7 protein-coding genes are annotated in these 12,532 nt (G+C 59.6%); 6 read left to right on the forward strand and 1 reads right to left on the reverse strand.

Annotated elements, in window-relative coordinates:
• Positions 1-1,632 precede the first annotated feature (1,632 nt).
• Complete coding sequence (locus IVB50_RS15485) at positions 1,633-1,953, reverse strand: hypothetical protein (RefSeq protein WP_247296281.1); 321 nt, start codon at positions 1,951-1,953, stop codon at positions 1,633-1,635.
• A 91-nt stretch (positions 1,954-2,044) separates the two neighbouring features.
• Between IVB50_RS15485 and IVB50_RS15490 the strand changes: the two genes are divergently transcribed.
• The 6 genes from IVB50_RS15490 (at position 2,045) to IVB50_RS15515 (ending at position 12,531) form a co-directional block, all read left to right on the forward strand.
• A complete protein-coding gene (locus IVB50_RS15490; RefSeq protein ID WP_247296283.1) occupies positions 2,045-7,855 on the forward strand; it encodes a VCBS domain-containing protein in 5,811 nt (1,936 codons plus the stop codon).
• Between the two features lie 94 nt (positions 7,856-7,949).
• A complete protein-coding gene (locus IVB50_RS15495; RefSeq protein WP_026233537.1) occupies positions 7,950-9,662 on the forward strand; it encodes a type I secretion system permease/ATPase in 1,713 nt (570 codons plus the stop codon).
• A 9-nt stretch (positions 9,663-9,671) separates the two neighbouring features.
• The gene (locus IVB50_RS15500; RefSeq protein ID WP_204513902.1) at positions 9,672-11,042 is read left to right on the forward strand and encodes an HlyD family type I secretion periplasmic adaptor subunit; all 1,371 of its coding nucleotides are present in this window, start codon (positions 9,672-9,674) and stop codon (positions 11,040-11,042) included.
• A 408-nt stretch (positions 11,043-11,450) separates the two neighbouring features.
• Positions 11,451-11,690 carry a hypothetical protein gene (locus IVB50_RS15505; RefSeq protein ID WP_247296287.1) on the forward strand — a complete coding sequence of 80 codons (240 nt, stop codon included), beginning with the start codon at positions 11,451-11,453 and terminating at the stop codon, positions 11,688-11,690.
• Positions 11,691-11,707: 17 nt separating this feature from the next.
• Complete coding sequence (locus IVB50_RS15510; RefSeq protein WP_085352040.1) at positions 11,708-11,923, forward strand: hypothetical protein; 216 nt, start codon at positions 11,708-11,710, stop codon at positions 11,921-11,923.
• A 143-nt stretch (positions 11,924-12,066) separates the two neighbouring features.
• The gene (locus IVB50_RS15515; RefSeq protein WP_247296289.1) at positions 12,067-12,531 is read left to right on the forward strand and encodes an A24 family peptidase; all 465 of its coding nucleotides are present in this window, start codon (positions 12,067-12,069) and stop codon (positions 12,529-12,531) included.
• The last annotated feature ends 1 nt before the right edge of the window (position 12,532 follow it).

A 12,532-nucleotide genomic window follows, 5' to 3' on the forward strand; every position in this document is an offset into this window, starting at 1 on the left:
GACGAGCACGACGTTGAGCTTTGGCAAGGCGATCGACTCGTTGCTGTGTTCCGAAGTGCAACGTCGAATGAAGGTCGGAGCTAACGCGCGATCCTGAATAGACGGCCGGTCTCGCCGCCGAGTTAGTTCGAGCATTGTGAGGCACCGCGGCCTGGCTGGTTGCCGACATGTCGCAGCGACGTCGTCACCGGGGCTCGCTACTGCGGTCCCGGCCGTCTCTAAACGGCTCTTGCTCTGCCGCTCGCTTTGGTACGCTTTCTTCTTGTTCTTGCTTCTACATGTCGGAGCTTACTTCGAAGCTTTTCCACCTCTCTAAGCTCCTCCAGAAGCGCCTGGTGCCGTTCATTCAGAACAGCACTAGAAAAAATCTGACGCGTACTCGACATCACATGCCTCAGAAATGATTTGAAGTAAGAAGTCGACGAAAAGCGAAAGCTAAAGAATACTCCACCGAAGCTCAATGAGCTGAAGCCGCAGCCGCCAGATGCTCCCAGTACTCTGCCTCTGCAAGCAGTTTCCAGCTTCTCTCAGGTTGGAGTGCGGCAGTCTGTCGGCACAGCAGCGCCATTGCACGCAGGCGGCGGGCAGCTTCCATTTCAACCTCCCATGTTTTCCCCCAACATATTTTTTGTTTTTGCGATGGAGTCATCGTGATTATATGACATAATCAAATTTCTCATTTAATGGCGGTCAATTTGGTTCCATTTGTAAGCCGACCGGGAACTGCTTTCGGTTTAAGCTTCACATGGATTTCGAATGCTTGCTCGCCGACCCCCGCTGCGCGGTAAAGCCAACGAGACTGCAACGGGACGGCAGCACGAGATGCGAAGCTTCATGCGCGAGCATCGCAATGTCAGAAATCCCAGCCGAGGACTCCTCGCCGCCCTCCAGGGCACGTGCGTCGGCTACCGAGCGATAACCCAGCAGTTGGGTTGCGTCAGCGGTCTGGCTACGCGCCTCGCTCTAGGAGCGCGCCACCCTTGAGTCCCGCCGATGGTCTCACACTCTGGAACGTGGGCCCCCGGCGACAATGACGGCTGCCGCCCTCCATGAGGATGACCAGCATCACATTGAAAGCCAAATTCGCCGAAAGCCAAATTCGCCGCGTCACGGCGGGCGGACCTGGAGCGCGTCGGGTGCGTAAGTTAATAATCACGCGCGACGCATTGCGAGGCTGTTGCTTTCATGCCTCGTCTTCGCAGATAGGGCTGAGTTTGGCTCCAGTTGGCTCCCTGCGACTGTCGATCTACGCGAAGCAATGACCATCTCGCGGACGGAGTGCATCAGGGTAAAAGCCGTAAAATTCCGGGGTCGCCTCGCAAGGAGTGGCGCAAGAGCCTCCTTCTTCTTGATTTTCATGCATTAATCATTAAATGCGGCGTATAAATAAATAAATAGACTGGCGCTTTAATTTAAAATAGGCTCGATTTAATCGGGGAGTGGATGATCGTGACGCTTCTTGGCCACGGTGGTCGCTTCTGAAGTGGCGAATATTGCAAAATCAATAATTGCCAAACGTGGCGGCCAAGCACTGGCCACGATGGGCAAGGGGGATACCGCTAGATCTTTCGCGTAACTTGGCAGCAGTTGATGGAGCTGCGGTCGGCGGACCTATCGCCGTTCGAGCGAGCGCTACCAATTTGCGTGAATTGATTTTGCGGCGACGCTCTCTGCTCTGCATTGGCAGGCGAGGTTGCGAATGACGTGCACGCATTTTGTAGCAATGTTCACTCGGGCGCGGGAAATTTCGAATTCTTCTCCGTCAATTTTCGATTTTTCGATCCAGCCAAGTTTGCGGTTTGCAAACATGGCAGCTGTCGGGCGCTCGACCGTGCACACGACATTCGCTCGCAAGCTCGGAGCGGCTCTAGCCCTAAACAGGCTTGAGCGGCACGAAGCGCTGAGCAGGACGATAGGGATGCTGAGTAGCTCGGCATCTTTCTTCAGCAGCATAGGCAAGGCAACGGCCGATCATCCCCGCGCCATTGTGCAATTTGTGCCGGTCCGCGAATGCGGACGGCGCATCATCCAGAGGATTTAAGCTATGGCGACGCAGGCAACGGGCGGCGGCAGCACAGTTTCGTTCGGCAATACTCCGCAAGCCAACACGGACATTTTCTCGTTTGCGGAAGACGCCAGCAACATTCTCATCTTGAACGTGCTGGCAAATGATCTTGGGGGCGCGGCCAAGACGCTGTTCTCCCTGGACGATGGAATGAGCTCCTCCGCGTCCACCAAAAACTACGCACCAGCGGACTTACTGGTCAAAGATGTAGCGTACAGCAGCGATGCCGCCGGAATGGCCGCAACCGGTGACCGCAGCGCCCTCGGTGCACGCATCTGGATCGAAGCGGACGGCACCGTTCATTATGACAAGGGCGACATCAACGTTCAGCTTCAGGCGCTGGCGACCGGGCAAACGCTGACTGACACGTTCACCTACGCGATCCAGCTGGGCAATGGCACGCTCAGTTGGGCGACCGTGACACTCCAGTTCAATGGGGCAAACGACTCGGTCTTCATCACATCGAGTCCGCAGAGCGGCTCGGTGGTCGAAGACGCGAATGCCACACCCGATGTCTCGGATTCGCAGAGCGCGGCCGGCACTATCAGTTTCAACGACGCCGATCTCAACGACACGCATTCGGCCTCGTTCGCAGCAGCTTCTTCTAACACCACTTCACTCGGCACTTTCTCGCTCGACCCTGTCAACGAGGCGCCCAATGCCGCCAACGGCTCGGTGCAGTGGCACTATGCGCTTAACAATTCGGCCGCCCAGTATCTAGCCGCAGGTCAGAGCTTCACCGAGAGCTTCGTGGTGACCGTCAACGACGGCCACGGCTCGACGGCTACCCAGACGGTGACGGTGACCATCACCGGCACCAACGACAATGCGGTGATCACGGTTGGCGCCGGCAATAGCGCCAGCGGCGCGGTGACTGAGGACGCCCATCCGACCAGCGAGACGGCGAGCGGCACGCTGTCGTTCAGCGACGTCGACCTTTCCGACACCCACAGCGTCACCAGTGTGACTCCGTCGGCCGGGGCGCTCGGGATGCTGACGGCGTCGGTCACCACCGACGACTCGCACACCACCGGCACCGGCGGGGTGATCACCTGGAACTACTCGGTTGCCGACAGCGCGATCCAATATCTGGCGCAGGGCCAGACCAAGACCGAGACCTTCACGGTCCATCTGTTTGACGGCACCTCGACGGTCGACAAGATCGTCACCGTCACGATCACGGGCACCAACGACGCGCCGGTGATCACGAGCTCGGCGCAGGCCGGCTCGGTTCAGGAAGACACGACGCTGACGGCGACGGGTCAGGTGACGTCGAGCGACGTCGACCATGGCGCGACGGCGGCCTACAGCGGCGGCGCGACGGGGACGTATGGCAGCTTTGCGGTCAACGCCGCGACGGGTGTCTGGACCTACACGCTGGACAACGCCACCCACCAGGATCTGGCGGCGGGCGAGAGCCACACTGAAACCTTCACGGTTACCGTGACGGACGACAAGGGCGCGACCGCGACCCAGGACGTTGTGATCACGATCACGGGCACCAACGACGCGCCGGTGATCACGAGCTCGGCGCAGGCCGGCTCGGTTCAGGAAGACACGACGCTGACGGCGACGGGTCAGGTGACGTCGAGCGACGTCGACCATGGCGCGACGGCGGCCTACAGCGGCGGCGCGACGGGGACGTATGGCAGCTTTGCGGTCAACGCCGCGACGGGTGTCTGGACCTACACGCTGGACAACGCCACCCACCAGGATCTGGCGGCGGGCGAGAGCCACACTGAAACCTTCACGGTTACCGTGACGGACGACAAGGGCGCGACCGCGACCCAGGACGTTGTGATCACGATCACGGGCACCAACGACGCGCCGACGGTTACGGCGGGCGCGCAAAGCGTTCAGCTGGTCGAAAGTGGGGTTGGCACGGCGGGAACGGCGTCGGCCAGCATCACGCAGACCAAGGCCGATCCGGACACCGGCGACAGCGCGGTTTACGACAACACGGCGATGACCACCACGGGTGGCTGGGCGACCGGCGACGGCGGGGTGACCTACAGCAAGACCGGCATCTACGGCACGGCGACGCTGACCAGCGCGACCGGGCTGGTGAGCTACGCGCTCAACAACGCCGACCCCGACACCAATGCGTTGGCGGGCGGCGCCAGCGTCAGTGACAACTTCACGGTCTACGTCAAGGACGGCAGCACTGGCACCGCCAGCACGGCGGTGAATTTCGCCATCACCGGCACCAACGACGCGCCGGTGGGCGTCGCTGGTCACACGCTGAACTACACGGAAAACCACGCCGCCACCGCGATCGACCCGGCGCTGACGGTGTCCGACGTCGACAACGCCAATCTCGTCTCGGCGACGGTGCAGATCACCGGCAATTACGTCAATGGCCAGGATGTGCTGGGCTTTACCAACCAGAACGGCATCACCGGATCGTTCAACGCGGCGACCGGGATGCTCACTTTGACCGGGTCATCCAGCGTCGCGAACTACCAGACCGCGCTGGACTCGGTGACCTACTTCAACACCAGCGACAACCCGTCGGGCCTGGCGCGCACTGTCACCATCATCACCAATGACGGGGCCGCCAACAGCGTGGCCGTGACCGACACCATCAATGTGACGCCGGTCAACGACGCGCCGGTGGGCGTCAACGACACCGGCTCGGCCACTGAGGCGGGCGGCACCAACAATGGCACCGCGGGCTCTAACGCTGCCGGCAATGTGCTGGCCAACGATACCGACGTCGACAACACCAACGCATCACTGGTGGTATCGGCGGTCCGCACCGGGGCGGTCGAAGGCTCCGGCTCGGTCGGCACGCTGGGCTCCGGCCTGGTGGGCGCACACGGCACGCTGACGCTCAACGCCAACGGCTCCTACACCTATCTTGTGAATGACAGCGACTCGGCAGTACAGGCGCTCAACAGCGGCCAGACCATTACCGACAGCTTCAATTATACTGTCAAGGACCCGGGCAATCTTACCGACACTGCGGTGCTCACGGTCACCATCAACGGCGCCAACGATGCGCCGGTGAATACGGTGCCCGGTACGCAGGAGGTGGTGCAAAATACCAACGTGACATTCAATGGCGCCAAACTGATCTCAATTTCCGACGTTGACGTAGGCGCTGGAACCGAGACGGTGACGCTGTCGGTCGCGCACGGCACGCTGACGCTGTCGGGTACCACCGGCCTCTCGTTCACCACCGGTGACGGTACGACCGACACCACCATGACCTTCTCCGGGACGGTGACGAACATCAACAACGCCTTGAATGGTCTTCTCTACAACCCTACTGACACGTTCGTCGGCGCCGATACTTTGACGATCACTACGACGGATCAGGGGGGATTGAGCGATAGCGACATCGTTACCATCAACGAGGAGAGCCCCAACCCGGGTACGCTGACGACGAGTTCGACCGACGTCATCTTCTACGCCAGCGGCACGAACACGCTAAATGGAACAAATTCGACCTTGAACGGTACAGATAACATCACAGGCGGAACCGGCACGGACACGCTTATCGTCACGGGTGGCGCCCCTGGACCATTCACATTTGGTAACGGCGTGGGAAACCTCTTTCTCACAAACTTTGAAGTTTTCAAATTAGTCGACACTAACAGCGGAAATCATACCGACAACGTAACATTCCTTTCGACTTTCCAAAATAATGGGACACTGACCGTCGATGCGACTGGTATCAGTGGCAATGGAAAGCTTAACTTGGATGCAAGCGCAGTCACGTCGGGAGGTTTTATCGTTATCGGCGGAGACAGTGATGACATTCTCAAGGCTGGCTCGGGCGACGACACTCTTACCGGCGGTTTGGGCAACGACACCCTTACCGGAGGTGCCGGCGCTGATATGATGACCGGTGGAGGCGGTATCGACACGTTCATCGTCAACAGCACACAATCTCTCGGCACCGTTGGGGGCTCGGGAGATGTCAGTACAATTTCTGGCTATGACATAATCACCGATTTCGTTACGACCGGCGCCAATGACATCCTCAATCTGCCGGTCACCAACGTAACGGCCAATACCGCCGGCACTGACGGCGCTGACTCCACGTTGACCATTTCCGGTCAAACGGTGAAATCGCATGCCATCACGAGCGGCATCATCACATTCGATGACGCTAATGCCTTTGGGTCAGCACTGACCCTGACGTCTACCGCTAACGTCGCAGCGGTTGTGCAGTATCTCCACAACAACGACATAGCGACTGGCACTGGCGCAGCGGTTGCGTTCGTAGCGAATATCGGAGGAACCGCTCATAGCTACGTTTTTGAGCAGGTCGGAACAGGTCAGAACGCCGCTAACGACATCTTGGTCGACCTTGTAGGGGTCACCTTGACTAACATCACTCAGGCCCATCTCGCTCCCGCTGGCATAGCCGGCGAAGCCATCAACCTTGGCCTGACAAATCCGGCGGATCACGTCGGCGCAGTGAGCGTGAGTATTACTGGTGTTCCTTCGGGGTGGACTCTGAGCGAAGGCACGGACAACGGGGATGGCACCTGGACCGTCCAGACCAATGACGTCTCGACACTCTCGATCACTGCCTCCGTCGGTTATGCAGGTGCGGTTTCGTTACATATGTCTCAGACCTGGAGCGACGGTAGCGGCGGTACCGGGCTCGCCATGGTTACCAACAACGTCGAAGCCTATGCGCCGGGATCGCCGATCTTCGCGCTCTCAGGCGACGACAACCTGACCGGCTCGAGCGGCCACGACATGTTCGTGTTCTCGCAGCCGATCGGTCATGACGTGATCTATAGCTTCGACGCCGCCTCGGATCAGATCGATCTGATCGGTTATGCCAACTTCACCGGCTTTGGCGACATCCAGGCGCACATGGCCAACGATGCTGCCGGCAATGCGGTGATCACGCTCGCCGATGGCCAGTCGATCACGCTAAATGGGGTCGACGCCTCATCGCTCACCGCGAGCGACTTCGTCTTCGATCAAACGCCGGTCACTGAAAACGCCGGCCACATGGTGATCAGCGACGGCGCGATCCTACCGCTCTCCGGTGTCATCGACAACACCGGCACGATGGAGTTGAACTCGACAGGCGACGAGACAGACCTTCAGCTGATCGAGCATGGCATCACACTGCAGGGCGGCGGCCATGTCGACCTTTCGGACAGCAGCGAGAACGTGATCACCGGAACGGTCTCCGACGTCACGCTGACGAACGTGGACAACACGATCTCCGGTGCCGGCCACCTCGGCGATGGGGTGATGGGGCTGGTCAATGAAGGCACGATCATCGCCACCGGCACCAATGCACTCGACATCGATACCGGAGCTAACGCCGTCACCAACCCCGGCACGCTCGAGGCAACCGGAACCGGTGGACTGGAGGTCCACAGCGACCTCATCAACACCGGCGTGTTGTGGGCCAATGGCGGCAACGTCACAATCGATGGCAATGTCAGCGGTAACGGAACGGCTCAGATTAGCGGTTCGGCCACACTCGAATTCGGAGCGGCCTCATCTGCGAATGTAGCGCTTGATGCCCAAGCGACCGGGACAATCGTGCTCCATGACTCCTTCGACTTTAGCGGGGTCGTGTCCGGATTTAACGGGGATGACCACCTGGATCTCCTCGATGTGGCATTCGGGGCCGGCACGACCGCGAGCTATGTCGCAAATCAGGCTGGTGCTGGAGGAACCCTGTCGGTGACCGACGGAGTCCATACCGCCAATATTACCCTGTTGGGCCAGTACGACCCCGCGGGCTTCCAAACCGAGGCAGACAAGAACACGGGAACGCTCATCAGCTACCACGACCATCTGGCCTGATGCGCTGCGAGGAAATGGGTCGGGGCGAATGTTGCGGCCCTGACTTTGGATTACGGCGTGATTTTGAAGAGGGGCGGATTTTCCGCTGATCTGTGTGAGTACTCCGTTCAAAAGACCCGACGAACTCCGGCGTTTGCTGCAAAGCTGCCGGGGCTATTTCGTCACTGCCGCGATCTTCAGCTTGGCGATCAATCTGCTTTACCTGGCCGGGCCGCTCTACATGCTGCAGGTCTATGACCGGGTGATCTCAAGCGCCAGCGAGATCACGCTGCTGATGCTCACGATCGCGCTGTTGATGGCGTTTCTGGCGCTGGCAGGGCTGGATGCCGTACGCGCCCGCGTGCTGACCCGCGCCAGCATTCGCCTCGACCAGACGATCGCGGCGCGCGTGATGACGGCGATCATTCATCGCTCCGCTGGCGCCGGCGGCGCGCGCAGCCAGCTGCTGCGCGATTTCGACACCTTCCGCCAGTTCGTCACCGGCATGGGGATCCATGCGATCTTCGATCTGCCCTGGGCGCCGATCTACATTGCCGTGATTTTTGTGCTGCACCCGTTCCTGGGGGCGTTCGCATTGGGCTGCTCCATCTTGCTGATTCTTATGGCCCTGTTTAACGAGTGGCGGGTCAAGCTGCCGTTGACGGAGGCCGGCGAGGCGGCTTCCCGGAGCTATAGCTTTACCGAGATGAGCCTGCGCAATACCGAAGTGGTGCGGGCGATGGGCATGACCGAAGGGCTGCTGAGGCGTTGGGCCCGTGATCGCACCCGCATGCTTGAACGGCAGGTCTCTGCGAGCGATCGCGCCGCCACCATGCAGAGCATCATCCGTTTTCTGCGGCTTGCCATGCAGTCGATGATACTTGGCCTCGGCGCTTATCTCGTGATCGAGCGACTTGCAACCGTCGGCGCCATGTTCGCCGCGAGCATTCTGCTCGGAAGAGCCCTGCAGCCGGTAGAGCAGATCGTTGGATCTTGGCGCAATCTTGTATCTGCTCGTGGAGCATTCCTGCGCATCCGCGAGCTCTTGAAAGCCGATCCCCAACGGGAGGTCGGTTTGACGCTGCCGCGCCCGCAGGGCCGACTCTCGGTCGAGGGGCTCTCCTATGTGCCGCCGTTTGGTTCGAAGCCCATCCTGCGCGGGGTATCGTTCGCAATCGAGCCGGGCGAAGTACTGGGCATCATTGGTCCTTCGGGCGCCGGGAAATCCACGCTTTCGCGTCATCTGGTCGGTGTGCTTGCGCCATCTGCTGGCGCGGTGCGACTGGACGGGGCGGACGTCTCGAGCTGGATCAAGACGTCACTCGGCCAGCATATCGGTTATCTCCCCCAGGATATTGAGCTGTTTGCTGACACTGTTGCCGTCAACATCAGCCGATTCCAGGAGGGCGAAGACAGGGAGGTGATTCTGGCGGCGCGGATGGCGGACGTGCACGAGATGATCCTGCGCCTGCCGGATGGCTACGATACGCAGGTGGGAGAAGGCGGCGCCATACTCTCGGGCGGTTATCGTCAGCGTATTGGTCTTGCCCGCGCCATCTTCGCCAATCCGAGCCTTCTCGTGCTCGACGAGCCGAGCTCCAATCTCGACGCCGAAGGAGACGCCGCGCTCGCCGATTGCATTCTTCAACTCAAGAAGCGCGGCACGACGGTGGTGATTATCTCCCATCGGCCGGCCACCATCGGCGTGGCTGACAAGATCCTGGTGCTGCGTGAAGGCGTCGTCGAGATGTTCGGACCGCGCGCCGAGATCCTGGCCCGTCTGACGAGGCCCGTACCGATCCACACGGTCCGCGAGACGACGGGTTAGGACATGGTCATGGCGCTGATGGAGTTTACAAGCTGGTCGAAACCACGCGCATTAGCGCCGAGCTCGACGACTGATCAACTCAGGAGCGGTGCACCGAGCGACTCGATTCGTCGCGTAGCACTCGCGGGATGGCTGATCATCGCCATCTTTTTCGGCGGATTCGGCACCTGGGCGCTGACGGCACCACTCAACGGCGCCGTGGTTGCAAATGCTATCGTAAAGGTCGACGGCAACCGCAAGAGCGTTCAGCACCTCGATGGCGGCATTGTCAGGGAACTGCATGTCCGAGAAGGGGAGCGGGTGCTGGCAGGCGACCTCCTGATCGTTTTGGACGATACGCAGGTCCGTGCCGAGTATGAGGTGCTCACACAACAATATGCCGTGCTTCGTGCAACGGAAGTACGGCTCCTGACGGAGCTCGATCATGGATCCGAGCTGGCCATGCCGGCCGATTTGAGGGCGCGCTCTGATGACCGCTACTTTAAGAGCGTATGGACCGGTCAGCTCAATCAGTTCGACAGTCGGCGAGCATCGCTTGACGGGCAACGAAGCGTCATTCGCGAGAAGATCAACCAGCTTGGGTCACAGATTGTGGGCGCCGAGGCACAGGTCAAGGCCTTCACCGATCAGATCAACTCGGTCCGCAACGAGGCAAAGGATCTTGCGCCGTTGGTCGAACGGGGCCTGATTGCGCGTCCGCGAATTCTCCAGCTGGAGCGGACGGCGTACGGTTTGGAAGGCCAGATTGCCGATACAAAAGCCGGTATCGCGAAGGCCCGACAGGCCATCGCCGAGCAAGAGCAGCAGATCGCCCAACTCGACAATGATCGGATGACAGATGTCACCAAGGACTTGCGTGACACGCAGGCCAGATTGCTCGAGGTCATTCCGAAGGCGTTGAGTGCAAAGTCGGTCCTGGGTCGCATGGAAATTCGGGCGCCCTATACCGGCCGGGTCGTGGGATTGACCGTGTTCGCCGTCGGCAGCGTCATCCAGCGCGGCGACAAGATCCTCGACATCGTACCGGCCGAGGACGCACTCACCATCGAAGCCCAGGTTGCGGTGGAGGACATCAGCGACGTACATCCCAATATGCGCGCCGAAGTCCATCTCACTGCCTACAAGCAGCGCATCGTCCCGATCATTCACGGCGACGTCATTCAGGTTTCGGCTGACCGCCTCACTGATCCCAAGACAAATGCGCCGTACTACACGGCCTTTGTCCGGATTGATCAGAGTGAGTTGGCGGACATGCCGAACATTCGCCTGTACCCTGGCATGCCGGCGACCGTTATGATCCCGACCGTCCAGCGAACCGCGTTTGATTACATCGTCGGGCCGCTCGCGATGTCATTCAATCAGTCGTTCCGGCAGAAGTAACCGGTCAAGCAACCGATGGACGAGGCAATCCAGTAGCGACGCCGAGCCGGACGACGAAGGATCAAATGGCCTCGTCCCGGAGGCCAACTTCGCTTGACGACGCAAATCGCTGCAAAGCCAGAGGCCGAGGAGGTGCGGTGTGAGAGGCACGAGGCCATCAAGGCATTCATAGCGCTTACCGCACGGGCGATATCAACGGCTTGCAGACGGCGCGCTAGGTCATCCGGCCGACCTCGCGAAATTTGATCCATGCACGCTGGTGTCGTCGCTGCATCCGCCGGTCATATGCGAGTGGATTGAAAGGGTTGGATGCACTCCGACAGCTCATCGGCTTTGCATAAATATCGAATTTCCGAATAATCAAATTATAATATCGCCGTCCACCCGTAATAATCCGGTGATTCTTTAATGGCTCTCAGCCAGCGCTCTGCCCAGGATTCCGATTGTTGGCCGGCTATCGTCTTTGTATTACGACGTTTTATCGATTTTTGGGTTGTCACGACGGCGCGTTTTGCGGCGGTTAATTCAGGATGGCATTATATATTAAATATTGACGCTAATAAACATTTAATGGATAGTTTATCGCTGGCGGCCGGATATAATCCGCAGCCGCTGGAAGTTGCCGAGGTGTCTGCAAATTCATCTTGAAAGAAGGGATTCTTCCAATGTTGCAATATTACATCGAGACCAAGGAAGCGTTGAAGCGTCTGCGGACGGACCAGGATGGCGTGGTGTCATTCGAGTACATCATCGTCGCGGTTTGCATCGTTGGCGCAGTGGGTGCTGTGTTCGGTGGCGGAGCCGGTGGACAGATCGGGGCGGCGTTAACGACCGGGATCACCGCAATCACCACCGCTTTCGCCACCGCGATCGCTGGTTGATACGGCCATCTTGGCGCCAGAGGGGGGCAATCCAAGCTGCCCCCCTCCCGCAGGAGTGCTCCCGCTAGTTTGCCTTCCACCTTTTTTGAACCGTGCATTTCATGAGTTGGATTGCTCCCACAGCCTCGATCCTGGAAATCCTGTTGTTGCTCTATGTCGCAACGATGGACGTTGCGACGCGCCTGATCCGAAACGAAATTTGTCTCGCGCTGGCGCTCCTCGGGATCGCCGGTCAATTGCCTAGCCCGATTCAAGTCGCTGTGTCGCTGATCGCAGCCGCGATCCTCTTTCTGCTGCTTTTTGTCCTATACGCGCGCGGAGGAATTGGTGGCGGCGATGTCAAGCTGCTGGTTGCCCTGGCGGTTGGTCTCCCGCCGAGCGGCGTGATGCAGTTGCTAACGGTCACCGTGCTGGCCGGCGGCGTTCTTGCCTTGGGGCATCTGATGATGCGCCACCTGCCATATCCCAGGTTGGCACCCGCCGGATCGTCGCTCGTACGGCGGATCTACGCGATCGAGCGTTGGCGCCATTTGCGACACGCCCCGCTGCCTTACGGAGTTGCTATCGCATGTGGCGGTATCTGGACCATACTGAGCAAAGGATCGTGAA

The sequence above is a fragment of the Bradyrhizobium sp. 87 genome, from assembly GCF_023073015.1.
GTDB lineage: Bacteria > Pseudomonadota > Alphaproteobacteria > Rhizobiales > Xanthobacteraceae > Bradyrhizobium > Bradyrhizobium canariense_D.

Coding starts and splice junctions, on each gene's coding strand:
- IVB50_RS15510 (WP_085352040.1), top strand. CDS start 11,708: ATGTTGCAATATTACATCGAGACCAAGGAAGCGTTGAAGCGTCTGCGG.
- IVB50_RS15500 (WP_204513902.1), top strand. CDS start 9,672: ATGGCGCTGATGGAGTTTACAAGCTGGTCGAAACCACGCGCATTAGCG.
- IVB50_RS15505 (WP_247296287.1), top strand. CDS start 11,451: ATGGCTCTCAGCCAGCGCTCTGCCCAGGATTCCGATTGTTGGCCGGCT.
- IVB50_RS15485 (WP_247296281.1), bottom strand. CDS start 1,953: ATGCTGCTGAAGAAAGATGCCGAGCTACTCAGCATCCCTATCGTCCTG.
- IVB50_RS15490 (WP_247296283.1), top strand. CDS start 2,045: ATGGCGACGCAGGCAACGGGCGGCGGCAGCACAGTTTCGTTCGGCAAT.